This is a genomic window from Salegentibacter mishustinae (genome assembly GCF_002900095.1).
GTDB classification, from domain to species: domain Bacteria; phylum Bacteroidota; class Bacteroidia; order Flavobacteriales; family Flavobacteriaceae; genus Salegentibacter; species Salegentibacter mishustinae.
In genome coordinates this window covers 220,902-246,337 of record NZ_LLKN01000002.1, presented here as the reverse complement: position 1 = coordinate 246,337, position 25,436 = coordinate 220,902, and the positions used below count along the sequence as shown (strand labels likewise).

At 37.0% G+C, this 25,436-nt stretch carries 26 protein-coding genes; 20 read left to right on the top strand and 6 right to left on the bottom strand.

Going from position 1 to position 25,436, the window contains the following annotated elements:
- Positions 1 to 69: 69 nt before the first annotated feature.
- Entirely contained in the window at positions 70 to 975 is a 906-nt protein-coding gene (locus APB85_RS04020) for a DMT family transporter (protein WP_057482827.1), read from the top strand.
- 123 nt (positions 976 to 1,098) lie between these two features.
- Here the strand turns inward: APB85_RS04020 and APB85_RS04015 are convergent, their stop codons facing one another.
- Positions 1,099 to 3,159, bottom strand: coding sequence for a M16 family metallopeptidase (locus APB85_RS04015; RefSeq protein ID WP_057482828.1), 2,061 nt, complete (start codon positions 3,157 to 3,159; stop codon positions 1,099 to 1,101).
- Between the two features lie 17 nt (positions 3,160 to 3,176).
- Positions 3,177 to 4,508 (bottom strand): M16 family metallopeptidase, encoded by a 1,332-nt coding sequence (locus tag APB85_RS04010; protein ID WP_057482829.1) that lies wholly within the window; start codon positions 4,506 to 4,508, stop codon positions 3,177 to 3,179.
- Between the two features lie 185 nt (positions 4,509 to 4,693).
- Between APB85_RS04010 and APB85_RS04005 the strand changes: the two genes are divergently transcribed.
- The 4 genes from APB85_RS04005 (at position 4,694) to APB85_RS03990 (ending at position 6,498) form a co-directional block, all read left to right on the top strand.
- Positions 4,694 to 5,158: a DUF4199 domain-containing protein gene (locus APB85_RS04005; protein ID WP_057482830.1), complete on the top strand. Its 465-nt coding sequence runs from the start codon at positions 4,694 to 4,696 to the stop codon at positions 5,156 to 5,158.
- Between the two features lie 101 nt (positions 5,159 to 5,259).
- Positions 5,260 to 5,751: a 50S ribosomal protein L21 gene (rplU, locus tag APB85_RS04000; protein ID WP_057482831.1), complete on the top strand. Its 492-nt coding sequence runs from the start codon at positions 5,260 to 5,262 to the stop codon at positions 5,749 to 5,751.
- 28 nt (positions 5,752 to 5,779) lie between these two features.
- Positions 5,780 to 6,040, top strand: coding sequence for a 50S ribosomal protein L27 (gene rpmA, locus APB85_RS03995; RefSeq protein ID WP_037317616.1), 261 nt, complete (start codon positions 5,780 to 5,782; stop codon positions 6,038 to 6,040).
- A gap of 110 nt (positions 6,041 to 6,150) precedes the next feature.
- Complete coding sequence (locus APB85_RS03990) at positions 6,151 to 6,498, top strand: putative signal transducing protein (RefSeq protein WP_057482832.1); 348 nt, start codon at positions 6,151 to 6,153, stop codon at positions 6,496 to 6,498.
- A gap of 169 nt (positions 6,499 to 6,667) precedes the next feature.
- Here the strand turns inward: APB85_RS03990 and ahcY are convergent, their stop codons facing one another.
- Positions 6,668 to 7,984, bottom strand: coding sequence for an adenosylhomocysteinase (ahcY, locus tag APB85_RS03985; RefSeq protein ID WP_057482833.1), 1,317 nt, complete (start codon positions 7,982 to 7,984; stop codon positions 6,668 to 6,670).
- Between the two features lie 66 nt (positions 7,985 to 8,050).
- On the opposite strand from ahcY, the gene APB85_RS03980 reads away from it, so the two are divergent.
- The 9 genes from APB85_RS03980 to APB85_RS03940 all read left to right on the top strand — a co-directional run bounded on the left by APB85_RS03980 (position 8,051) and on the right by APB85_RS03940 (position 15,608).
- Positions 8,051 to 8,698 carry a 4'-phosphopantetheinyl transferase family protein gene (locus APB85_RS03980; protein ID WP_057482834.1) on the top strand — a complete coding sequence of 216 codons (648 nt, stop codon included), beginning with the start codon at positions 8,051 to 8,053 and terminating at the stop codon, positions 8,696 to 8,698.
- The gene (locus APB85_RS03975) at positions 8,698 to 9,390 is read left to right on the top strand and encodes a phosphoglycerol geranylgeranyltransferase (RefSeq protein WP_057482835.1); all 693 of its coding nucleotides are present in this window, start codon (positions 8,698 to 8,700) and stop codon (positions 9,388 to 9,390) included. The genes APB85_RS03980 and APB85_RS03975 overlap by 1 nt, the downstream gene beginning before the upstream one ends.
- Positions 9,391 to 9,693: 303 nt before the next feature.
- Positions 9,694 to 9,954 (top strand): YkoF family thiamine/hydroxymethylpyrimidine-binding protein, encoded by a 261-nt coding sequence (locus APB85_RS03970; RefSeq protein ID WP_057482998.1) that lies wholly within the window; start codon positions 9,694 to 9,696, stop codon positions 9,952 to 9,954.
- Entirely contained in the window at positions 9,938 to 10,570 is a 633-nt protein-coding gene (pnuC, locus tag APB85_RS03965; protein ID WP_057482836.1) for a nicotinamide riboside transporter PnuC, read from the top strand. The genes APB85_RS03970 and pnuC overlap by 17 nt, the downstream gene beginning before the upstream one ends.
- On the top strand, positions 10,531 to 11,097 hold the full coding sequence (locus APB85_RS03960; RefSeq protein WP_057482837.1) for an AAA family ATPase: 567 nt from the start codon (positions 10,531 to 10,533) through the stop codon (positions 11,095 to 11,097). The genes pnuC and APB85_RS03960 overlap by 40 nt, the downstream gene beginning before the upstream one ends.
- Before the next feature lie 2 nt (positions 11,098 to 11,099).
- The gene (locus tag APB85_RS03955; RefSeq protein ID WP_057482838.1) at positions 11,100 to 12,653 is read left to right on the top strand and encodes a DUF4301 family protein; all 1,554 of its coding nucleotides are present in this window, start codon (positions 11,100 to 11,102) and stop codon (positions 12,651 to 12,653) included.
- Positions 12,654 to 12,659: 6 nt separating this feature from the next.
- On the top strand, positions 12,660 to 13,061 hold the full coding sequence (arfB, locus tag APB85_RS03950) for an alternative ribosome rescue aminoacyl-tRNA hydrolase ArfB (RefSeq protein ID WP_057482839.1): 402 nt from the start codon (positions 12,660 to 12,662) through the stop codon (positions 13,059 to 13,061).
- A 441-nt stretch (positions 13,062 to 13,502) separates the two neighbouring features.
- A complete protein-coding gene (locus APB85_RS03945) occupies positions 13,503 to 13,844 on the top strand; it encodes a hypothetical protein (protein WP_057482840.1) in 342 nt (113 codons plus the stop codon).
- A gap of 408 nt (positions 13,845 to 14,252) precedes the next feature.
- Positions 14,253 to 15,608 carry a sigma-54-dependent transcriptional regulator gene (locus tag APB85_RS03940; protein WP_057482841.1) on the top strand — a complete coding sequence of 452 codons (1,356 nt, stop codon included), beginning with the start codon at positions 14,253 to 14,255 and terminating at the stop codon, positions 15,606 to 15,608.
- Here APB85_RS03940 and APB85_RS03935 read toward each other — a convergent pair.
- On the bottom strand, positions 15,598 to 18,015 hold the full coding sequence (locus APB85_RS03935) for a hybrid sensor histidine kinase/response regulator (protein ID WP_057482842.1): 2,418 nt from the start codon (positions 18,013 to 18,015) through the stop codon (positions 15,598 to 15,600). The two genes, APB85_RS03940 and APB85_RS03935, sit on opposite strands and share 11 nt — an antisense overlap.
- Before the next feature lie 384 nt (positions 18,016 to 18,399).
- Here APB85_RS03935 and APB85_RS03930 point away from each other — a divergent pair, with 384 nt between their 5' ends.
- On the top strand, positions 18,400 to 20,781 hold the full coding sequence (locus APB85_RS03930; RefSeq protein WP_057482843.1) for a TonB-dependent receptor: 2,382 nt from the start codon (positions 18,400 to 18,402) through the stop codon (positions 20,779 to 20,781).
- Positions 20,782 to 20,828: 47 nt separating this feature from the next.
- On the opposite strand, the gene APB85_RS03925 is transcribed toward APB85_RS03930, so the two are convergent.
- Entirely contained in the window at positions 20,829 to 21,263 is a 435-nt protein-coding gene (locus APB85_RS03925) for a Rieske (2Fe-2S) protein (RefSeq protein ID WP_057482844.1), read from the bottom strand.
- A gap of 116 nt (positions 21,264 to 21,379) precedes the next feature.
- On the opposite strand from APB85_RS03925, the gene greA reads away from it, so the two are divergent.
- From greA to APB85_RS03910, 3 genes are all read left to right on the top strand, one after another.
- On the top strand, positions 21,380 to 21,856 hold the full coding sequence (gene greA, locus APB85_RS03920) for a transcription elongation factor GreA (RefSeq protein ID WP_057482999.1): 477 nt from the start codon (positions 21,380 to 21,382) through the stop codon (positions 21,854 to 21,856).
- A 104-nt stretch (positions 21,857 to 21,960) separates the two neighbouring features.
- Positions 21,961 to 22,350 (top strand): HIT family protein, encoded by a 390-nt coding sequence (locus APB85_RS03915; RefSeq protein WP_057482845.1) that lies wholly within the window; start codon positions 21,961 to 21,963, stop codon positions 22,348 to 22,350.
- Positions 22,350 to 22,760, top strand: coding sequence for an acyl-CoA thioesterase (locus tag APB85_RS03910; protein ID WP_057482846.1), 411 nt, complete (start codon positions 22,350 to 22,352; stop codon positions 22,758 to 22,760). The genes APB85_RS03915 and APB85_RS03910 overlap by 1 nt, the downstream gene beginning before the upstream one ends.
- Here APB85_RS03910 and APB85_RS03905 read toward each other — a convergent pair.
- The gene (locus APB85_RS03905) at positions 22,757 to 23,911 is read right to left on the bottom strand and encodes a sensor histidine kinase (RefSeq protein ID WP_057482847.1); all 1,155 of its coding nucleotides are present in this window, start codon (positions 23,909 to 23,911) and stop codon (positions 22,757 to 22,759) included. The genes APB85_RS03910 and APB85_RS03905 overlap by 4 nt on opposite strands.
- Before the next feature lie 112 nt (positions 23,912 to 24,023).
- Between APB85_RS03905 and APB85_RS03900 the strand changes: the two genes are divergently transcribed.
- Both APB85_RS03900 and APB85_RS03895 read left to right on the top strand, forming a co-directional pair.
- On the top strand, positions 24,024 to 24,902 hold the full coding sequence (locus APB85_RS03900) for a flavin reductase family protein (RefSeq protein ID WP_057482848.1): 879 nt from the start codon (positions 24,024 to 24,026) through the stop codon (positions 24,900 to 24,902).
- Between the two features lies 1 nt (position 24,903).
- On the top strand, positions 24,904 to 25,278 hold the full coding sequence (locus APB85_RS03895) for a DUF3127 domain-containing protein (RefSeq protein ID WP_057482849.1): 375 nt from the start codon (positions 24,904 to 24,906) through the stop codon (positions 25,276 to 25,278).
- The last annotated feature ends 158 nt before the right edge of the window (positions 25,279 to 25,436 follow it).

Genomic DNA, 25,436 nt, shown 5'->3' with positions numbered 1-25,436 from the left:
AAATTAAGTGCTTCTTTTCTTTTCAGCTCTAAAGGAATACCGACTTTTGCAGCTTAAAAATCGAGAAATATGCCTTTGGAAAAATTAAAGTGGGTTTACCTGGTTATTCTTTCTATTGTTTGGGGAAGTTCCTTTATTCTTATTAAAAAGGGCCTGGTAGGTTTGTCGGCCATAGAAGTCGGGTCATTCCGAATAATTTTTGCCGCTGTTTTTCTTATTCTTATTGGGTTTAGATCTATCTTGAAGATCAAGAAGAGGCAATGGAAATGGATGGTGATATCGGGGTTGCTGGGGAACTTCTTTCCGGTTTATCTTTTCTCTTTTGCGGAAACCGAAATTGACAGCGCTATTGCTTCTATTTTAAATGCTGCTACGCCTTTAATGACGCTTATTTTTGGAGCCTTATTTTTTAAGGCGGTATTTAATCAGAATAAAATATTGGGAGTCGTAATTGGTCTTTTAGGTACGGCCGGTTTAATTTTAAGTGGTGCCAGTATTAATCCAGATCAGAATTATCTTTATTCACTTTTAATAATTATCGCTGCTTCTTGTTATGCGATGAATGTAAATATCCTTAAAACCCATATGAGTGATATTAGTCCGCTAGCAATTGCAGCGGGAAGTTTCACTGTTTTGCTATTGCCTACTTTGGTGATTTTATATTTTTCGGGATTCTTTGAACGCGATCTTTCTAATATCGCACTGCAACAATCTATAGGCTATGTTGCTATTTTAGGGGTGATTGGAACCGGAGTGGCCATGATAATTTTTAATAAACTGGTGCAGATCTCAGACCCGGTTTTTACTACTTCTGTAACCTATACTATTCCGGTAGTCGCTTTAGGTTGGGGAATTTTAGATGGTGAGGTTTTTAGTGCCTGGCAGTTAATTTCAGCTTTTGTAATCTTACTAGGGGTGTTTATTGTAAACCGATCTAAAAAAGTGTTTTCTAAGTTTAGAAAACAGGCTACATAATTTAAGCCTCTAGTATTGGTGAAACCTGATGGTTATATCTTTATTTAAGCTGTTTGGATTTAGGTTTAAAATAAAAGAACCGACCATTGCTGGCCGGTTCTCTCTAACATTAACAAAAAATCACTATTCTTCAAAATCTTCAGCTGAAACTCCTTCGTTAACAAGGATTTCAGTAACATCAAATTCAAAAGTTTGTGGGCCTGCAGCCTGAGTCATTTTAAAAGGAAATTTCACTCCTTCTACTTCCTGGTAATCGCTGAATCCTTTAGGGATAGACATTGTTTGCCCAGCCTGAGATACAGTTTGTACAGTTTGCATTTTTAAACCACTGTCTACGTTGTAGTAAGTTTTGTAGTTATCGTTAAGTGCAACAACATAAGCATCTGTACCTTCAACAGTTTCAATTCCTTCTAAAGTTGCGTCTCCAACCTGTAGTTCCGGGAATGGATTAGCATCTATTTTAGCTGTTTTAATTTGGTCTTCGTTGTAAGGGATTTTTTGACCTTGCGCCATTACAAAGCCAGTCTCACCATCAAAAATCTGTTTGCTCATTACGTTACCACCAACAGCAACTTCCAGGTTTAGCTTACCATCCATAGTTCTTTTCATAGTAAGGTTTAAAGCCATTCCCTGTACACTAGCTTCGGCTTTCATAACTACACTTTCTATTTCTTCAACAGCATCACGTCCACCAATAGCTGCGATATAATTTTCGTAAACTTTTTCTACGGTTACTGAAGCGTCAACTTCTTTAGCTTGTGGTTTTTCAACTTCCTCACCAAGTTTGTTGTAATATTTAACCGGGATAGTTTTTCCGTTAAATTCAACTTTTTCAAGGTTTTCAGCAATTTCTGAAGCTTTACCTGCAACTACAATTCTCATATTATCGGTTTGATAATATTTGTTAGCTACACGTTGAATATCATCTGCAGTAACTGCATTTATTTTCTCTAGAAAAATTTCATAGAAATCATCGCTAAGATCGTTCGTTTTAATATTAAGCGCATAATTAGCGATGGTAGAAGGTTGTTCTAGCCTTAATACGAAATCACCGGCGAATTTGCTTTTAGCGTTTTGCAACATTTCAGCATCTACAGGCTCGGTTTTAATTCTTCTAATCTCTTTTAAAGATTCTACAATTGCGCTATCGGTTACTGCGTTTCTAACGCTTGCCTGTGCAACAAATCTTGAAGCATACTTGTCTGCTCCCGTGCTTGTTCTGGCTCCGTAAGTATAACCTTTGTCTTCACGAAGGTTCATGTTTAAATAACTTCCAAAACTACCACCAAGAATTTGGTTTGCTACCAATACCGGGAAGTAATCCTCATCTGCCATTTTTAAATCTATGGTATTTTGAAGTCTTAACTCACTTTGTACCGCGTTTGGCATATCAACTAAGTTGATTTGTGTTTCATTCACGTTAGCTACTTGAGGTAAGTCTTGCTCTTTTGGAGCACCGGCTTCCCAGCTTCCAAAGTTCTTCTCAGCTAGTTTTTTTACTTCAGAAGTCTTAACGTCTCCAACTACAACAAGATATGCATTGGCAGGTTTGAAATAATTGTTGTAAAAAGCTTTTACATCTTCTAAAGAAACTTTTTCAGTATTTTCTACCGTAGCAAATTCTCCATAGGGATGGTTAGCTCCATAAGCTAAAGCAGCACTTACACGGCTGGCGATAGAACCTACGTCTTTATCAATAGATTTTAATCCTTCAATTTGCTTGTTCTTTTCAGCTTCAAACTCTTCCTGGGTGAATTTTGGTTTTAAAGCTCCTTCAGCCATAAGTTCCATAACTCTAGGGAAGAACTTCGAAAGGGAACTAGCGTAAACGCTTTCAGATCCAAAATTAACATTTGCTCCCAAAAAGTCTATCTCTTCGTTAAAATCATCCTTAGACATGTTTTCGGTTCCTGTACCTAGTAGGGAAGAAACCAAAGCAGCCGTAGCAGGTTTTTCTTCAGCGTGAGGTTTGTTGTCTATGATTAAAGAAGCAGAAACTCTTGGTAGTTTATGGTTCTCTACCACTAGAACTTTTAAGCCGTTATTTAAAGTAAATTCATCTGGCTGGCCAAGATTGATCTTTGGTGCCGGACCCGGTTCCGGTTGTTTAGAACGGTCTACCTGCGCAATTGCCGCTGTGGTCAAAAAGCAAGCTATAAATAATGTGATTATATTAAATTTCATTCTGTATATATTTTATGTTATTCCTTTTCCTTTTCGCTTTCTGGAAGGTAATCTAATTCTAAACGTTGATTTTCGTTAAGATATTCGTTAGCAACTCTTTTAATATCCTCTCTGGTGATGTTTCTATAGATTTCAATCTCTTCGTTAATTAAATCTGTATCTCCATAAAGAACATTGTAAGTTGCCAAAGAAGAAGCGATACCTTGTATGCTGCTGTTAGAATTCACAAAACGGTTCTCAAATTTATTCTGAAGTTTTTGATATTCTTTTTCTGAAATCAACTCGTTTTGAAGTTTATCAATCTCTTCATCCATTGAAGCCGCTAATGTATCAAGTGGAGTTTCTCCTAAAGCAAGAGCACCCATAACGTAGGTTCCGTAATCTTCCTGAGATCTTGGGAAAGCTAATACCTGAAGCGCGGTTTTTTCTTCGTCTACCATTTTCTTGTACATTCTGGAGCTTCTTCCGTCAGTAAGAATAGAAGAGATCATATCAAGGATATAAGCATCTTTTTCTACCATAGAAGGCGTGCGGTAAACAAATAACTTTGCAGGAATTTGAATATTACTGTCGTACTCTGTAGCTGTAATAGTTTCAGTAATTGGTTCTTCTTCAATAGAAACTCTTTCTACTTCATTTCCTTCAGGAATTTCAGCAAAATACTTCTCGATCATTTCTTTAGTTTCATCAATTTCTATATCACCGGCAACTACTAAAGTAGCGTTGTTTGGTCCATAATATTTATCGAAGAAAGCTTTAAACTCGTCCAGCTCTGCCGCATCAAGGTCTTCCATAGTACCAATAACTGAGTTTTTGTAAGGATGCTTATCAAAAACATATTTGTTGATACCGGTAGAATAAATAATCTTTCCATAAGGAGCGTTATCAATACGAGAGCGCTTTTCTTCCTTTACAACCTCGTTTTGAGTTTCTACACCTACCTCGTTGATAACCGGGTGAAGCATTCTTTCAGACTCCATCCATAAACCTAGTTCAAGGTTGTTAGAAGGGAAAGTCTCGTAATAATAGGTGCGATCTTGTGTGGTGTTGGCATTATTGCTGCCACCATTAGCGGCAACGATATCGAACCATTTTCCGCGCTCAATATTCTCGGTACCTTCAAACAAAAGGTGTTCAAAAAAATGCGCAAAGCCAGATCGGCCTTCCTGTTCATCTTTAGCACCTACGTGGTACATCACTCCAACGGTAGCTACTGGGGCTGTGTTGTCCTGGTGTAAAATAACGTGTAATCCGTTGTCCAGGTTGTATTCGGTAAATTCTACCTCCTGGGCAATTCCTGCTGCGCTGCAAACTAATGCAAGGGCAGCCATCTTTAAGTTTTTAATCATTTTTAAATAGATTTTTCATTAATGCATGGGATTAGTAATTGAAAGTCGTATTTTGTTACAAGATAGCTTCAGGAAAATGAAGAAATTATTGTGATTGTGCGAAAAGTGTCAAAATTAACAAGCTATTAAGCTAAAAACCGACACATTTTTTAGAAATTTACTAAATAAAAACACCAACCACAGCTATGAAGAATTTTAGTGTTCCAATTAAATATGGACTTTTAATCGCAGTAGGGCTAATTGCTTATTTTTTAATATTATCTCTTTTTAATGTACATATCTACCCGTTGTTTAGTTTATTTAACGGGGTGATCATGGCAGCAGGAATGTGGTTAGCTTTAAAAGCTTACCGAAATTCTAAGGGAGCAAAGTTTAAATATCAGAAAGGTTTTATGGCGAGCCTGCTTACGGGGTTTAACGCGACTATAGTTTTTACTATATTCTTTGCTTTTTATGCTACAGAACTAAACCCAGATTTCCTGGGTAATCTTATAAATATGTGGCGCACAGATTATGGTACAGAGATAGGTATTGTGCTTTTTGTGGTAGCTGTAATGGGTTTTGCCACCAGTCTGGTGCTTACTTTAGCCTATATGCAACTGTTTAAAGATTCGTGGAATACTAAGGAAGGGCAGCAACACACCTATTAAATCTTTTTAGGCTTTGTGAATTAATTAATTAGAAGTATATTTGCACCCGCTTGCGAAAAAGTAAGCGTAATTTTTAGCATAAATTAATTAATCACAACACTATGTATGCAATTGTAGAGATAGCAGGGCAGCAATTTAAAGTTGCAAAAGACCAGAAGGTGTTTGTTAACCGTCTAAGCGGAGAAGAAGGAGACAGCGTTTCTTTTGACAAAGTTCTTCTTACCGGAGACGGAGACAACATAAACCTAGGCGCCCCGGCTATAGATGGTGCTCTTGTAGGAGCAAAAATCACCCGTCACCTTAAAGGAGACAAAGTAATCGTTTTCAAAAAGAAAAGACGTAAAGGTTACAAGAAGAAAAACGGTCACCGTCAGGCTTTAACCGAGATCGTAATTGAAAGCATCGATGTAAAAGGTGGAAAGAAAGCTGCTTCAGCTAAAAAAGAGGAAGCACCTAAAGAAACCAAATCTGATAAAAAATCGGAAGATTTAAATCAGTACACCGTAGCTGAATTGAAAGAGATGGCTAAGGAGAAAGGTCTTGAAGGCTATTCTTCTATGAAGAAAGCTGAATTAATTGAAGCTTTAAGTTAAATATTAATCTACTTAAAACTAAAGTAAAATGGCACACAAAAAAGGAGTCGGTAGTTCCAAGAACGGTAGAGAGTCAGAATCGAAACGCTTAGGTGTGAAGATCTTTGGCGGTCAAGCTGCCGTAGCAGGAAACATCATTGTTAGACAAAGAGGAACTGCGCACAATCCAGGTGAGAATGTGTATGCAGGAAAAGATCATACTTTACACGCTAAAGTTGACGGTCTTGTGAAATTCTCTAAAACAAAGAACAATAAATCTTACGTTTCTATAGAACCGTTTGAAGCATAGAGTCCTTACCCTTTACTGGGAAAAGAAACTTCTAGAATTATATAAAAACCCCTTCCGAATTTCGGAAGGGGTTTTTTTGTATCTTTAATTTAGACTTAAAGATTTATATTATGAATTATATAGATGTTTTTCGCACATCAGATCGCCATGAGCTTGCTATCCTCAAAAACCTTTTTGACAATGAGAACATAACTTATAGAACTCACGGGGAAGCTATGGATAATGCGGCAAATATTGGTGGTTTAGGAAACGACGGGATGCGAATAGAAGTTGAGGAAAGTGAGCGGGAGAGAGCTACCGAAATCATTAAAAGAAGTGGGTTTTTAGGCCAGTCTCATAATATTTCGAAACCGGAAAGAAGAAGACCTCAGGTGGGAAAATGGGTCTTTGTGCTACTTGCTGCTCTCGTGGTGCTTGTTGCTATTATTTTTTTTATCTGGTTCATGAGCGGGAATTAGAAATGATTTTTGTTTAAACCTTGCTTAGATCCTGAAACAAGTTCAGGATGACGTATAATAAATAAAAAAGACCTCACAAGTTTCTACAACTGTGAGGTCTTTTTATTTATACATATAGATTTCCGCCGTAGTTTATGCTGAGCATAGTCGAAGCGCGGAAATGATATTGTTAGTATCTGTAGTATTCCGGCTTGTATGGGCCTTTTACTTCCACGCCAATATATTTAGCCTGATAATCTTTAAGTTCAGTTAATTCTACTCCAATTTTTTCAAGGTGAAGTTTGGCAACCTTTTCATCTAAATGCTTCGGAAGCATATAAACTTCATTTTTATACTTATCAGAATTTTTCCAAAGTTCAATTTGCGCTAAGGTCTGGTTGGTAAACGAGTTACTCATTACAAAACTTGGGTGACCGGTAGCGCAACCAAGGTTTACTAAACGACCTTCGGCTAAAAGAATAATGTCTTTTCCGTTAATAGTATATTTATCTACCTGTGGCTTGATTTCGTCTTTAGAATCACCGTGATTGTTGTTTAACCAGGCAACATCAATTTCGTTATCAAAATGCCCAATATTACAAACAATAGTTTTGTCTTTCATCGCTTCAAAATGCTCTCCACGAACAATATCCTTGTTTCCGGTAGTGGTAATTACAATATCAGCCTTAGGTAAAACAGTTTCTAATTTTTTTACTTCAAAACCGTCCATTGCAGCTTGTAATGCGCAAATAGGATCAATTTCAGTAACAGTCACAATAGATCCGGCGCCTTTAAATGAAGCAGCAGTACCTTTACCAACGTCTCCATAACCACAAACTACTACGCGTTTTCCAGCAAGCATAATATCAGTTGCACGGCGAATAGCATCAACAGCACTTTCGCGACATCCGTATTTGTTGTCAAATTTAGATTTGGTAACCGAGTCATTTACGTTAATTGCGGGCATCACCAAAGTTCCGTTTTTCATTCTTTCATAAAGTCTGTGAACACCAGTAGTGGTTTCTTCTGACAGTCCACGGATACCTTCAGCAAGCTCTGGGTACTTATCAAAAACCATATTGGTAAGATCGCCACCATCATCAAGAATCATATTCAATGGTTCGCGTTCTTCGCCAAAAAATAAAGTTTGTTCTATACACCAGTTAAATTCCTCTTCGGTCATTCCTTTCCAGGCATAAACCGGAATTCCTGCAGCAGCAATTGCAGCGGCAGCGTGATCTTGTGTAGAGAAAATATTACATGAGCTCCAGGTAACATCTGCACCAAGAGAAACCAGGGTTTCAATAAGCACAGCGGTTTGCACAGTCATGTGAAGACATCCTGCAATTCTGGCTCCTTTTAGTGGTTGTTCGTTCTTGTATTCTTCGCGAAGTGCCATTAGACCTGGCATCTCAGATTCGGCAAGTTCAATTTCTTTTCTTCCCCAGTCGGCCAGGGAAATATCCTTAACTTTATAAGCGGTATGCGGCACTGTTTTAGTCGACATATTATTATATTTGAATATTAGCAATTTTTTTCTTGCGCAAAAATAAGGAATCTTTAACAAACCTACATGCCACTTTACAAAACAATAACAGTAAACCCGCACACTAAAGTCTTCATTTGGAAGGTAGAAGAGTCTTTTGAAGATTTAAGTCGGGGGATTGAGCTTACCGAGCATTGCCAAAATCGAGTAAGCGGAATGAAATCTGAAATTCACCGCCGTGGTTTTATGAGTATCCGTCATTTAATGGCCGAAGCGGGTTATGTAGATCACGATTTGTTTTATGATGATCTTGGAAAACCACACTTAAAAAACGGAAGTAATATTTCTATTACGCATTCTTTTAATTTTACGGCTATTATTTTAAGCGATGGAAAAGTGGGAATAGATATTGAAAAACGCCGGGATAAGATCCTTAAAATAGCCAGTAAATTTACCCCTTTAAGCGAGTATCATACGGTAGCCAATGAAGAAGCTTTAATAAGAAAACTTACCATCGTTTGGGGCGCTAAAGAATCTATTTATAAAATGTATGCCGAACCCGGGCTTGGGTTTTTGCAGCATATTAATGTGACCGATTTTGATTTTGATGATGCCGAAACTACAGCAAAAGTGAATTTTAAAGGAAGGGAATCTTTTTATGAAATGAAATTCCTGGAATTTGAAGGTTTTACCTGCGTGTATGGCTGGGAAGACTCGAAAAAAGTCCAGGGCTAATGCGGAAATTTTATGCTGAAATTTTCCAGGCTGCGACCAATGGAAGAAAACTACTCGCCATTTTAATAGATCCCGATAAATTTATAGAAGCGGAAACAAAATTATACCTGAAAAAATTACCAAAACAAACTACACATATTTTTGTAGGCGGTAGCACGGTAGAAAATTTTAAAACCGAAAAAACCGTAAAAGCGATTAAAGCTGAAACCGATTTACCGGTTATTCTGTTTCCGGGAGATTATTCACAAATTACAGAAACAGCAGATGCATTACTTTTTTTAAGCCTCCTTTCCGGAAGAAATCCTGAGTACTTAATAGAACAACAGGTGAAATCTGTAGAAAAATTAAAGAATAGCAAACTGGAAATTATTCCAACGGCTTATATTCTAATTGAGGGTGGGAAAGAATGCGCTGTACAGCGCGTAAGCGGGACAAAGCCAATTCCGCAATCTGAAGTAACTTCAGTCGTAAATACCGCACTTGCCGGTCAATTTCTGGGGAAAAAACTTATTTACCTGGAAGCAGGAAGTGGTGCTGATTTTCCGGTTTCAGAAGAAATTATTGCCGAAGTAAAAAAGGCGATAAATATTCCTTTGATAGTAGGTGGCGGAATTAGAAGTTTAGAACAACAGGAAAAAGCCTATAAAGCTGGAGCTGATATGATTGTAATGGGAACACAATTTGAAAATTGATATTTAATAAAAAACCATTAAAGCTCCTCCCTTTTTAAGGATAGGTGGCTTTTACGCTTTTGTATCGGAAAAGTCGGAGGGGTTTTCTTGATAATTGCTTTAGATTTTCTGTTTCTAATATTTGTTACCACCCCTTTCTTCCGAAAAATCGGAATTCATTCCCCTCCTTCAAAAGGAGGGGAGCAAAAGTAAAAACTCATAAATTGTTAGTTTAAGTCACCACAATACCAATTTCAAATATTTAAATTTGGCTTGCCTGGGTAAACATATTATTCGTTTACTCGTGGCCTAAATCCAATGAAAATGAAAATTTCAGTAGAATTAACCTTAAGTCCGTTGCAGGACGATTTTGAACCAAAAATCATCAATTTCATCAAAAAATTGCGAGCTTCAGGCTTAACGGTAAAAGAAAATCCGCTAAGTACTCAGGTTTATGGAGATTATGATGAGGTGATGAATTTATTGAATTCAGAAATAAAAGATGCTTTTGAGGCTATAGACCGCGGACTCATTTATATGAAAATTGTAAAATCTGACCGAAGCGACTATGCAGCCGATTTTTGATTTTTTCTTTGATCAATATTACGGGTATCCAACTTTATTTATCATTCTTGAAGTAATTGCGGTAATCTTTGGTTTTCTTTCGGTACTCTATTCCAAGCAAAACAATATTCTGGTTTATCCTACCGGGATTATAAGCACTACGATTTTTGTTTACCTGCTTTGGCAATGGGAACTTTTGGGTGATATGATGATTAATGCTTATTATTTCTCTATGAGTATCTACGGCTGGTATATTTGGACGCGAAAAGTAGATGCCGAGCATTTTACGCCTATAACCAATACTACAAAGAAGGAAAACTGGCAAAGCCTGTTTATCTTTATTGCGACCTTACTTTTTGTATTCGCCGTTTATGAGTATTTTGATAAGTGGACTAATTGGACTGCCTACGTAGACACCTTTACCACGGCAATTTTCTTTGTAGGAATGTGGCAAATGGCTAAAAGAAAGATTGAAAACTGGATATTTTGGATTATTGGAGATATCATTTCGGTTCCGCTTTATTTCTATAAAGGCCTTACCTTAACGGCACTTCAATATTTTGTATTTACTATAATCGCTATTTACGGCTATAAAGCATGGCAGAAAAACTTGCGCAACGACCTTCGTCCCTCATAAAAATAGTTCTATTTGGACCTGAATCTACAGGAAAGACCAGCCTGGCACAAATGCTTGCGACCCATTATAATACTTTTTGGGTAGAAGAATATATGCGGGAATATCTTCAGGAAAAATGGGATAAAGAAAAAAAGATTTGTGAACCAAAAGACATGATTCCTATTGCTGAAGGCCAAATGAAACGTGAAAATATGTTGGCCGAAAAAGCTAATAATCTCCTAATTAGCGACACTAACCTTTTAGAGCTAAAAGTCTATTCAGAGGCTTATTACGATGGTTTTTGTGATGCTCAACTTCTTAAACATGCGTTAAACAATCAATACGATTTGTACTTTTTAACGTATATTGACGTTCCCTGGACCCCTGATGATCTTCGGGATAAACCGGAAGATCGAAAAGGGATGTTCAAACGCTTTGAAGAAGAGCTTATAAAACATCAAAAGCCTTATGTTGTTTTGAAAGGCGATCTTATAGATCGTTTTAATATTGCGATAGAGGAAATAGACGAACTTTTAAAAAATAAATAGACGTGGAGTTTAGCGAAATAGACATTTTGCAGATTGAAGAAAAAGGATTATCAACTCAGGAAGTTGAAAGACAAATTCAAATATTTGAAAGAGGAAATATAAAAGTAGATATACAACAGGCAGCAACACTGGGTAACGGGATATTTGCTTATAATGCTGAAGAGCAAAAGAAGTTTATTAAAACTTTTGAAGGTAAAAAAGAGCAGCTGAATCTTTTGAAATTTGTTCCTGCTTCAGGCGCGGCAACAAGAATGTTTAAAGCATTCCACAATTTTGCGAATGAGTTTGATCCTGAAAAGGCAAGCTTAAGGGATTATTTAGATAGTAAGGAAAACAAAAATCTACAGTTGTTTTTTGAAGAAATAGAAAAGCTGCCATTTTATGAGCGAGCCTACAAAAAAGCAAACGATAACCATCCTGATTTTTCAAATAAATCTAATGACGAACAGCAACTAATTTTGGTGAAGACCATGTTGTATGAAAACGGACTTGGTTTAAGCGATTTACCAAAAGGATTGGTTCCTTTTCATGCTTATAAGGATTTCACCGCGACTGCTTTCGAAGAACACTTGCATAGTGCCGCCAAATATCTTTCGATAAATGGAGTAACAAAATTGCATTTTACGGTCGCTGAAGGTGATAAAGAAAAGTTTGAAAAAGAGTTTGAAAATATCAGGGGAAGAGTAGAGGAAGCTACCCTTACGAAATTCGAAATTTCTTACTCTTATCAGGATCCAAAAACCGATACTATTGCGGTAGATGATGAAAATAAACCATTTAGGGATGAAAATGATAGAATGTTTTTTAGACCCGGTGGCCATGGTGCTTTAATAGAAAACCTCAATCAACAGGACGCAGATCTTATTTTTCTTAAAAATATAGATAATGTAGTTGTTGCCTCCAATCTTCAAAAAGTGGTGGAGATGAAGAGAATGCTTGGTGGAAAGCTCATTACACTACAAAAGCAGGTTTTTGAATACATGAAAGCTCTAGATGCCGGCAATAATTCTGAAGCAAAACTTGATGAGATCGCTGGCTTTCTGGAAGATGAACTTTTTGTAAAGATCACTTCTTCCTTTGCTAAATTTACAGGCGAAGAAAAATCCCAATATTTATGTAAAAAGCTAGACCGCCCACTAAGAGTATGTGGAATGGTTAAAAATGAAGGAGAACCCGGAGGCGGACCTTTCCTCGTTAAGAATGAAGATGGCGAAATCTCGTTGCAAATAATTGAAGGTGCACAAATAGATAATGACAATACAGAGCAATTAGAAATTCTTAATAATTCTACTCACTTTAATCCTGTAGATATTGCCTGTAGTCTAAAAAATCACAAAGGTGAAAGTTTTGATCTTAATCAATACGTAGACGAAAATATGAGCTTTATCGCTAATAAAACTAAAGATGGTAAACCTCTAAAAGCCTTAGAGCGACCAGGTTTATGGAACGGCGGGATGGCCTACTGGAATACTGTTTTTGTAGAAGTTCCGGTAGAGACTTTTAACCCGGTTAAGACCGTAGCCGATCTTTTAAAACCTTCTCACCAACCCAAATAATTTGTTTTGGATGAAGCGCAAATAACACGGGAACTTAGTTTTAAAGCCGTGCGAAGTTCGGGTGCCGGTGGACAACACGTTAATAAAACTTCTTCTAAGGTTGAACTTTATTTTGATGTGGAAGCTTCAGAAGGACTTTCAGAAGAAGAAAAATCGCGAATTCTCAATAAACTGGCTTCCCGGATCACCAAAGACCATCTTTTAATTTTACAGAGTGAAGAAAGCAGAAGTCAGCATAAAAACAAGGCACTCGTTATAGCTAAGTTTCTTGAACTACTTAGAGAAAATATTAAAAAGCCTAAACCTCGGAAGAAAACTAAACCCAGCAAGGCGGCAAAATTAAAACGCTTAAAAGCGAAGAAAATCAACGCAGAGAAAAAAGCCAGAAGAAACGATCCTTTAAAATAAGTGAGGTGATTTTCTACACAAGTGTAGAAAAAGCACCCTTCTTTTTGTAGCTATTTAAGCGAAGGGAAATAGAAAATTTCTTAAGGTGTTTATTTTCAAATGCTTAAAAATACAGGATTTTACTGGTATAATTTTTTATGTGTTTTAATCGCTAAATTAATATTAAATATAGCAGCTTAAGATACTGTTGTATAATTTAGATTTTCGGAGAAAAAGAGACCTTAGGGTCTCTTTTTTTGTTTCTAAGGTTTTGCGAATCTACATTTCTACATAATTTTCTCTTAAAAAATGGGGTTTTCTACATAATAGTTTCCCAATAAGATTTTTGAATTCCTCCTAAGTACTTGTTTTTCAGTTGAATACTTGTGATGTTGAAGGTTTGGTATAATTATTCCATATTATTTATCAGATTTAAACCACATAACTTAAAACTTTATTATTATGAAAAAGCTAGGAATAACTTTAATGGCCGCTGCAGGAATGTTTTTGTTCAGTCAAAATGCGCAAGCGCAGGAAGAAGAACCTGAAGAAATGGAGCAAACTGAAGCCGTAGAAGAGGTTCAGGAAGTAAAAGATGATTTCAAAAAGCTTGACGTTTTAGCCTTGCCCCAAGCAATAAAAGATGCGGTAATGACCGATATGAACGGTGCCGTTGCCGAAGAAGCATGGGTAAAAGAGGAAGATGGTAAAAACGTTTATAAATTGGCGCTTAATGTAGATGGGGAAAAGAAAAAGGCCTATATAGACAGTGAAGGAAATTGGATCGAGAAAGAGGATAAATAGTTTACTACTCCAACTTTAACTAACCAATAATTTCCGTTGAATTTATTTGCCCTACCAAAAAAGTTCAACGGAAATTTTTTAAACTAACAGCCGGAATTTAAGAGAAACCAACTCCTTCGGCACCAGATTTAAAGCAAAAAGTAACAGAGATCATGTGTACAACTTAAAAGGTTAAAATGCCTTTTGGCTTACTAACTAACACTTTTTAACCAATTAAGTTGATGAAGGAATTTTATGCAGATTGTACTTTTGCAGTTTGGAAAATGGATACCACCCAATGACACATTAATAAATAATTTAGATTGTCATTGAAGAGAGACCTTTCACGGGGTCTCTTTTTTTATACTTATTTTTAAACTCAATGAAATTTAGATTGTTAAATTTGCAAGACGGTTAAATTAAAAATCAATGACAAAAATTCTTATAGTTGAAGATGATGTTCCTTTTGGAACTATGCTGAAAACTTTCCTAATCAAGCGCGACTATGAGGTTGAATTGGTTTTTTCTGGAGCAGAAGCTTTTAAAAAGTTAAAAGAAAACTCATTTAACCTAATTCTTTCTGATGTTAGGTTACCCGATACCAGCGGACTTGATATTTTAAAAGAGGTGAAAGCTGAAAATGCCGACACCCAGGTCATCATCATGACTAGCTATGCCGAAATTAGTATGGCGGTAGAGGCGATGAAAATAGGAGCTTTTGACTATGTTTCTAAACCATTTAGGCCTGAGTCTATTTTGCAAACCATAGAAAATGCTTTAACCCATACCCAAGTACAACAACCCAGCGCACCAACACAAGCTAAAAAAACACAAAAGCCTGCTTCAGGTCAGGAAACCAGTTTTGTAAAAGGAGTTAGTGAAGCGGCGATAAAATTAAGCGATTATATTGAGCTTGTTGCGCCTACAAATATGTCCGTTTTAATTATGGGTGAAAGCGGAACAGGTAAAGAGCAGGTAGCAAAAAGTATTCACCAACAAAGTAAGCGGGCCGGTGCTCCATTTATAGCCGTAGATTGCGGGGCAATCCCTCGTGAATTAGCTTCCAGTGAATTTTTTGGTCATTTAAAAGGTTCTTTTACCGGGGCGATAAATGATAAAACAGGACATTTTGAAGCAGCCAATGGAGGTACCCTTTTTCTCGATGAGATTGGTAACCTTAGTTATGAACTTCAGGTGCAATTATTAAGAGCCCTCCAGGAAAGAAAAATTAAACCGGTAGGCAGTAATAACGAAATACAGGTAGATATTCGTGTGATTACCGCTACAAACGAAGATCTTGCACAAGCTGTAAAAGATGGCGAGTTTAGAGAAGATCTTTATCATCGTTTAAATGAATTTTCAATTAAAGTTCCTGCTTTAAAAGAACGGAAAGAAGATTTGATGCTTTTTGCAGAATATTTTCTCGACGAAGCAAATACTGAATTGGAAAAAAATGTGATAGGTTTTACTGAAAGTGCTATAGAAGCTTTTAAGAACTATAACTGGCCAGGTAATTTAAGGGAGTTAAAGAATATGGTGAAAAGGGCCGCCTTGCTTACACAGGATGAAATGATACCTCTTAAAGTGCTTCCGCACGAAATCGCAACAGCTACTCATTCTAACACAGAAACCGAATACGGGCTTTTTAAAAATAAGAATGAGGAACAACTAATTTTAGACGCTTTGGAGAAAGCCGGCGGTAATAAAAGTAAAGCTGCGAGATTACTTTCTATAGATCGTAAAACACTTTACAATAAACTAAAACAGTACGATATTAAACTTTAATTTCCTGTTCCAGTTCTTCCATTAAGTTTAGAATTCCAGCTTTCAATTGATTAAATTCTTTATCAGTAAAAGCTTCATTTTGTTCAAGCCTTTCTAACTGCCTCGCCAGATGTTTCGCATTGATCTGCTTTAACATTGGTACCATTTTATGGGCTAGTCTTGCGACTTCTTTTTCATCATTATTCTTACGCGCAATAGCAATAAGCTCTATTTGTGATCTGGAACTTTCTATAAACGCCTCTAAAATAGTTTGCACAGCTTCCTGATCTCCTGCCGAAAAATCATAAATATCCTGAAGATCGTAATGATTGTTTTTAGAATGTTGAAGGTTGTTATTTACTTTCTCTTTAAGTTCAAGTTTAAAAATAGCTGCAATACTTTGTTGCAATTTTCCGGGCTTATAAGGCTTTAAAAGACTTTTGTTGAATCCAGCGAGTTTATATGTTTCAGCATCAACATCTGTTCTACCCGATAAAGCGATAACGGGTAATTCCCCAATTTTATACTTTTTCCTGATATTTTTAATCAGGTCAAAACCATCCATTTCTGGCATTTGTATATCGGTTAAAACCAGCGAATATTTTCTGTTTTCCAATTTCTTAAGAGCGTCGCTTCCGTTCAATGCGCTATCACACTGCATTCCCATAGATTTAAGCAATTCGCCCGTGAGCGAAAGCTGAGAAGGTTCATCGTCTACAATAAGAGCGGTTTTCCCGGAAAGATCAGGTAATTCAGGTGTAGCTTCTACTTCAGGTACTTTAGCTGCTTCAGTAGTAAGTTTTCTAACGGGAAGAAAAACCGTAAACTCGCTACCTTCGCCCTGTTTGCTTTTCAGTTTCAATTCACCTTTTAATAATTCGGTCAAACTCTTGGTAATAGTGAGTCCTAGCCCTGTTCCGCCGTAAGCTTTTTCTATTTTTGTATTCTCCTGTGAAAATTCCTCAAAAATCTCTTCTTGCTTTTCTTCAGAAATTCCAATTCCGGTATCTTTTACCGAAATAATAAGGCAGTAACTATCTTCAATTTCTTTCTTAAGGTAAATATTGACTTTAATTTCACCTTCTTTAGTAAACTTACAGGCATTGGTGATGAGGTTGGCAATTATTTGCTTGATCCTGAAAGGGTCGCTAAGAACTTGTGTGTCTGCATCTTTTGAAGCTTCAAAAACAATCGCTACATTTTCATTTCTGGTTGCCGGTAAAGCGTTGTAAACAGTATCTTTTATAAGTTTCGCAGGATTAAACGGTAGCTTTTTAACCGTCATTTTTCCGGCTTCCAGTTTAGAAAGATCCAGGAGATCGTTAACTAAATGCAGAATGAAGTTAGACGATTTTTTTACCTGGTCCATATAATGAGACTGCTTGGTATTGAGGGAAGATTTTTCAATTAGATCTGTATAGCCAATAAGCGTATTTAATGGCGATCTTAAATCGTGGGTAATCGCGGCCATAAATTGTTCCCGCCTTTTTAACAGGGTTTCAGCAAAATCTTTGGCTTCTTCTAATTCTCTCCTGTATTGCTGACTTTTAGTGATATCTTTAATAATAAAAATTAGCGATAATAATATAATTAGGAAACTCACAATACCTGCAATCAGGAATATTTGCGAGCTCTCTTCTATCATATTTTGGGACACTTTAGCTCGCTGTATGGAGGCTTCCCGTTCTTCCAGTTCAATTTTCCCCAGCAAGCGTCTTAATTGCTGGTTAATAATCATATCATTTTCCAGGAATTCCTGCTCCTTTTTATCTACGGTATTTTGAAACCGTCGGTTAGCAATTTCTAGCTCGCTTAATACATTTCTAACCGAACCTATTATAGAGTCTGCAGTTCGGTTGGTGAGTTTTTCAGCATTGTCTTCTCGTGAATATTCCAGCCATCTAATTAATAATCTACGTTGATGAGGTTCCAGGTTGGAAAAACGTTGGCGGTAATTATAATCTTCAAAAGATGGATCTATTTTTTTTAATTCATTTAAAACCTGGGAATAGTAATTTTGATTACGTTGTTGTTCTCTTAGTTCGTATAGTTCCTGGAGATTGGTAGACTTTTCAGATAGCAATTCTTTAATGCTATCCAGTTCATTTTTCATTGAACTATCTGCATAACCGGTTTTTAATCTCTGAATATCAAGCTGAATGCTATCTATTTGATTTTGGTATTTCTCGAGATCAGCTTCATTTCCGGTTTGAATAAGCTGCCTGCTTAAGTTTTCAGTTTCATAAAGGCTGGTAGTAATATCGCTCAGCATAAAAAGCTGTTCGTTATTGTTATTGTTGTTCTCTGAAACCTTACTAAAAGCAACAACCTGGTTCCATACCAGCCAAACGGCAACAGCGGCCAGTGCGGCTATCAGGAGATATCCGCCAATTACTTTATAGGTTATGGAGCGCTTTGTGTTTCGCATAAAATTATTACCACCAAAATTACACCATTTAAACGAAATGAAACCGCATTATCCCGGATCTTAGAATTTTTATGCAAGAGAAATGGTTGTAGGCCTGAGGCGAGCTAATAATTGGAGGGGCTAAATTATAGGCGTAAAAATTATTGCTTTTTCATAAAAGTCTTATACATTTGCCGCAAATCTCAAAGGGGTGCCACTTAATTGTGGCTGAGATCATACCCAAAGAACCTGGGCAGGTAATGCTGCCAAGGGACACGCGCAAAATGCGCAACGTATGTACTCCTGAAAATGCCAAAACACCGGTGGGCAATTTCAGGATTTTTTTTTATCTAATTTTTAACCAAGGAATAATAGCCCCTTTTATTCGTAAATAATTTCTTACGAATGAAATCTTTATTATTTTTTATCGGCCTCTGCCTTATTTCACTGCAAGCCGTTGCTCAAACACACATTGTACAGGGAAAAGTAACCCGTGGCGAAAAGCCGGTAGAAGGCGTGGCAGTTTATGCCGTAGAATCTGGAGAGGGCACAGCTACCGATGAAAATGGGAGGTATAGCCTCCAGCTTAAAGAAGGAACTTATAAGCTTGTATTTTCTTATGGGAATCAAAAAAGTTTAGAGGTAGAGCTTGATCAGGACAAAACCTTAAATGTAGACCTTGCTAATGTTGAAGAAGTTTTAGATGAGGTTTTTCTTTCTTCGGTAAGAGTTACCGCAAAATCTCCTATTACTTATAGTAACCTTGGTAATGAGGAAATTGAAGATCGTAACCTGGGCCAGGATATTCCTGTGTTAATGAATTATATGCCTAATGTGGTAACTACCAGTGATGCCGGTGCCGGCGTGGGTTACACCGGGATTAGGGTGAGAGGAAGCGGTCCCACCAGTACCAATGTAACAATAAATGGTATTCCCTATAACGATGCTGAAAGCCTTGGAACCTTTTGGGTGAACCTGGGTGACTTTGCATCTTCTGTAGAAAATTTACAGTTGCAACGTGGGGTGGGAACTTCCACAAATGGCGCCGGTGCTTTTGGAGCCAGTATAAATATCTTAACCGACGGTTACAGCGAAGAAGCAAACGCAGAAATTGGCAATAGCTACGGTTCTTTTAACACGCACAAGCATACCGTGAAATTCAGTACTGGACTTATAGACAATCATTGGGAATTTGCCGGCCGTGCTTCGCAAATTAAAAGTGATGGCTATATAGATAGGGCCAGTAGTGATTTAAAATCTTACTTTCTACAAGGAACCTATGTAGACGAAAATACACTCGTTAAGGCCATAACATTTGGAGGTAGTGAAACTACTTACCAGGCCTGGTACGGGATAGATGCAGAAACCCTGGAAAACGATCGAACCTATAACCCTGCGGGAGTATATACCGATGAGGCTGGAAACACTAAATTCTATGAAAACCAAACCGATAATTACAAGCAAGATCACTATCAATTACTGTGGAACCAGGAGTATAATAAAAACTGGTCTTCTAATCTTGCTTTTCATTATACCTATGGCCGCGGTTATTACGAGGAATATGAAGAGGATGCTGCTTTAAATGAATTCGGATTGGAAAATTTTCAGGCTGATGGGGAAGAAGTTTCTACTTCAGATTTGGTAGGCACTAAATGGCTGGATAATGATTTCTACGGAACTACTTTCGGTTTAAATTATCAGGATGCAGATTGGGATGTGAATTTTGGCGGTGCCTGGAATCGATACATTGGTGATCATTTTGGTGAAGTTATTTACACCCGTTTTGCTAGAAATAATGATCCTTATGAGCCATACTATGAAAATGTAGGTAGAAAAACTGACTTTAACCTATACGGAAAAGCGACTTATGCGATTTCAGACAAACTGGCCGGTTATTTAGATATGCAAGTCAGAACTATAGATTATGAGACCGAAGGAGTTTTATCTGAAGGTAATGAATTCCTGGTAAATGATTCTTTCACATTTTTCAATCCAAAAGCCGGATTAACCTATGTGTTGAACGATCAAAATCAATTTTATTTCTCTTATGCTCGCGCCAATAGAGAGCCAAGAAGAAGTGATTATGAAAACGGTGATCCTGAACACGAAGAACTAAACGATTATGAATTGGGCTGGAGGCTTAATACAACAGCTGTTCAGCTAAATACCAATTTATATTATATGGATTATCAAAATCAGCTGGTACTCACCGGTGGTATTGATGATGTTGGTTCTTTTATTCGTGAAAACAGTGGAAATAGTTATCGCTTAGGTCTGGAAATAGATGCGATAATTAGACTTTCAGAAAAAGTAGTGCTAAGGCCAAACCTGGCTTTAAGCCAAAATAAGAATATCGATTTTGTAGCTACCTGGGATGGTGAACTGGTTGATTTTGGGAATACCGATATTTCTTTTTCTCCTTCAATAGTGGGTGGTAATAGAATTAGTTATCTGCCTGTAAATGGTTTGGAATTAAGCCTACTTTCAAAATATGTGGGAGAGCAATATATGAGCAATATTGAAGCCGAAACCTCTAAGTTAGATGCATATTTCGTAAACGATTTTAATGTTCAGTATACCTGGAGAAACGCGCCTTTATTTAAAGAAGTGGTATTTACAGGTTTGGTCAATAATATATTTGGCGAAGAATATGTATCTAATGGCTATTACTACACTTTTGATGTAGAAAACCCAGATACTTCAACGGGTTTACAAACTTTAGATGGAGCAGGTTACTATCCTCAAGCAACTACCAACTTTTTAGCCGGAATTACTTTGAAGTTTTAATTTGTTTGTCACCTTTCTCCTCCTTTTTAATGGGAGGGGAGAGGTTTTTAATTATATACCTCAATCGTATTTCCGCGACGTTCAATGCGGTATGGCTTCATAGAGTACTGGCCTTCACCTTCCAGTAATTCACCTGTAATAATATTATAAGAATTTCCATCTTCACAATTACAGGTAGCAACTACGCCTTCAACGGTCATTGCAGAACAATTACTTGGTGGATGATTAGGGTCGCTTAATTCAAAAGCGGTGTATTGTGAATTATTGATGTTATATACAACAACCCCACGTATACCTTCGTTATAGGTTGCAAAGCTATTGCCTGGGAATTGAAGATCATTATATTCAGGGAAATCTAGATTTAGTTGCAGCCTGAAATTCAAATTAATAAGGTTGGGGTTATTAAGCGAATTATCATCATTTGTGGAGCACGCGCTAAAAATTGCTGAAAATAGAAGTAAAACAAGAGTTTTTTTCATCATATTGGCAAATTTTTCGCTAAATATTATTATTGTTTTCAAGGCGTAAATTTATTATATTTGTTAAACAAATCCCGTCGCGCTATGGGATTTTTTCTATTTATATAAACGATGAAGTTATGAGCAAAGTATCTTATTATACTGAAGAGGGGCTAAAAAAATTGAAAGATGAGCTAAATCAATTACGTGATGTAGAACGGCCAAGAGCTTCTGAAGCTATTGCCGAAGCCCGGGATAAAGGAGATTTAAGTGAGAACGCCGAGTATGATGCTGCTAAGGAAGCACAGGGACTTTTAGAAATGAAGATTTCTAAATTAGAAGAAGTGGTTGCTAACGCAAGAGTGATAGACGAATCTCAATTAGATACCGATAAAGTTTTAGTGCACTCTCACGTAAAAATAAAGAACCAAACTAATGGTGCTGAAGTAGAATATAAACTGGTAGCCCAAAGTGAAGCCGATCTAAAAACAGGTAAAATATCTGTAGATTCTCCAATTGGTAAAGGTTTACTGGGTAAAAAAGTTGGTGATACCGCAGAAATTAATGTTCCTAGCGGAACGATGAAATTTGAAATATTAAAGATCTGGAGAGAATAAGTTCCCGGTTTTTAACACTTTGTAAAATCCTTTTCCAATACCTTTAACTAAGGTTCTGTGAAAAGGATTTTACTTTTAGAGTACTAACCAATTCAATAATTATTATGTCTAGTTTATTCACCAAAATTGTAAAAGGCGAAGTGCCTGCTTACAAGATCGCCGAGGATAGTCAGTTTTTAGCTTTTTTAGATATAAATCCCAATGCCAGGGGTCACGTGCTCTGTATTCCCAAAAAAGAAGTAGATTATATTTTTGACCTTGAGGAGGAAGTCTACCAAGAATTGATGCGATTTTCTCGAAAAGTAGCCCTGGCCCTAAAAAAAACCGTTGATTGCAAAAGGGTAGGAATGGCAGTTGTAGGACTTGAAGTCCCGCACGCCCACGTTCATCTCATTCCACTTAATTCTATGAGTGATATGGACTTTTCAAATAGCGTCAAAATGGAGGATGAAGAATTCAAAAAGTTAGCGGAATCTATTCACGTAAATCTTTAATGGAGGCTGAAACGTATAAGTTAGAACTTCAGCTAAGAATAGACTGGAGTGATTTAGATATGTATAAACACGTGAATAATATCTCGTTTATGCGCTATATGCAATCGGGTCGCGTGAATTTTTGGGAAGCTTCAGGAATCTATGAAATGTATGAAAATAGCAATATGGGAACCATGCTGGTTTCTACACATTGTGATTTCAAAAAATCCCTTTACTATCCCGGAAAAGCCATAGTAAAAACCAAACTAGATTTTATTAAAAATAGTAGTTTCGGTTTAAAGCATTTAATTTTGGATGAAGCCAATAAGATTTGTGCCGAAGGAAAAGATGTAGTGGTTTGTTATGATTTCGAAAAAGATAAAACCTTCAGAATTCCTGAAGATCTAAGAGAAAAACTTTCTGAATTTTAAACTTTCCTAAGAGAGATTTTAAAGGTTGTGCCTTTATTTATTTCGCTTTCGGCTACTTTGATCCTTCCGTGATGATAACCTTCAATAATTCTTTTCGCTAAAGATAATCCGAGTCCCCAACCTCTTTTCTTGCTGGTATGCCCCGGTTCAAAAATGAGTTTGAACTTATTTTTTTCCAGGCCTTTGCCGGTATCTTTAATAAAGATATGAGCCCATTTTTGTTCCTCCTGAATACTAATATTTAGTTTCCCTTTTCCTCGCATAGCATCTATGGCGTTTTTTACCAGGTTTTCTATGGTCCAGCTATAGAGTTGGCGGTTTAACATCACCGGGATATTTCCTTCTGGGGTATCTATTGAAAATTCTATAAGCCTGGAACTTCTGGTTTTTAAATAATCATAGCTATTTTGAGTCGCTTCAATGATATTCGTTTTTTCCAGGATTGGAGAAGAACCTATTTTAGAAAACCGCTCTGTAATTGTTTCCAGTCGCGTAATATCTTTTTCCATTTCGGTGATATAGGACTCGTTTACATTTTCCTGTTTCAGAATTTCGGTCCAGCCAATAAGAGAAGATAAAGGAGTCCCGATCTGGTGTGCAGTTTCTTTAGCCATTCCGGCCCAAAGTTTGTTCTGTTCGCTATTTTTAGTTGTGGTATAAAAGAAATAAACCACCCCAATAAAGAGAAAGCCAATTAGCACCAGTCCTATTGGGTAATACTTAAGGCTGTTTAAGACCGGTGAATTTCCATAATAGATATATTGTTTTTCTCCATTTCCCAGGTTGATGATAATAGGTTCATTTTCATCCTTTAAACTGGCTAACAATTTTTCTGCGCGTTCAGGATCTTCTAATTTACCGGGATCTATATTCGTCGTGTATGCAATTTCTCCATCGGTGTCGGTATGAATAATAGGGATCGTAGTATTGTTATTTAAAATTTCCAGGATAAGATCCAGGTCGGCATCCTCCGGGGCGGGATCTCTATCCAACGCTTCCTGTGCTTTGGCCCAAACGCTCATTTTTGCTCTTTCGTCTTCTTTTAAACGTTGAAAAAAGATGCTGGTATTCCATAATACCAGGCCTACTACGATAAGGCACGAAATAATAATAAACCAGCGATTAAAAGTGCGTTCGTCTGTGAAGTTCATACAGGCCTTTAAGCTTTAAAAGATTTAAAGATAAGCGTTTTTATACGAATTTTATTGCACGCTCTGGCTTTTCATTCCCTGTTGGTTTCGTTACCTTTGCCAAAAAATAAATATGCTTACAATAGATCCAAAAGAGGTTAGCACGGGTAAACTTCACCGCTATTTGCTTGGTGCCATTGGGCCAAGGCCTATTGCTTTTGCCAGTACCATAGATGCTGAAGGCCGACCAAATTTATCACCTTTCAGCTTTTTTAATGTTTTTGGATCTAACCCACCCACTCTAATTTTTTCGCCGGCCAGGAGAGGTCGTGATAATACGGTGAAGCATACTTACAATAATGTGAAAAATATAGATGAGGTGGTGATCAATATTGTGAATTATGATATTGTTCAGCAAATGTCTCTTTCCAGTACCGAATATGCCGAAGGCGTAAATGAGTTTGAAAAAGCAGGATTTTCAATGCTGAAATCGGAACTTGTAAGACCATTTCGTGTAGCGGAATCTCCGGTACAATTTGAATGTAAGGTAAAGCAAGTCATTGAAACCGGTCAGGAAGGTGGCGCAGGAAATCTTGTAATTTGCGAAGTCCTGAAAATGCATATTAACGAAAACATTCTGGATGAAGACGGATTTATAGATCAGCATAAAATAGATCTTGTAGCCAGGATGGGAGGCAATTGGTATAGCCGCGCCAATCTTGGAATGTTTGAGGTGCCAAAACCTCTCTCTTCTCTTGGAATTGGTATTGATGCTATTCCTGCTGAAATTAGGGAAAGTAAAACCCTAACCGGAAATGATTTGGGTAAGTTAGGAAACGTAGAAGCACTTCCCAAAAAAGATGAAGTAGATAGCTTTATAGCCGAAAATAAAGATTTGGCAGACCTGGTGAAAGCCAATAACAAAAAAGATATTCATAACCAGGCACAGTTGTTTTTGGAGAAAAACGATACCGATGCTGCCTGGAAATTATTATTAGCAAAAACAGATTAAGATGGAAGTACAAGGTAAGATTAAATTGATAGGAGAAACCAAGACCTTTGGAAATAACGGTTTTAGAAAGAGAGAAATGGTAGTGACTACCGAGGAGCAATATCCGCAACATATTATGGTTGAGTTTGTACAGGATAAAACAGACTTGCTTAATAATTTTCAGGTGGGACAACCCGTAAAAATAGGGATTAACCTAAGAGGTAGAGAATGGGTAAGCCCACAGGGGGAAACCAAATATTTTAATTCTATCCAGGGATGGAGAATAGAAAACTTACAGGCAGAACAACCTTCAGGCGGGCAGAATGTGCCACCACCTGATAATTTTGAGCCTGCAAATAATCTTAATGAAGAAGATTACGACGATCTTCCATTCTAGTAGTTTTCTGAATAGAAAATTAAGTAAGATCATATTAAACTAGTACGTTTATCCAAGTCTCATAAAGTGAGAAAAATTGGATTCAAATTATAAAAAGCTTAGCATCCTATTAAGATTGCTAAGCTTTTTCTTTTTGTACATTTCCTACTCACCCAATA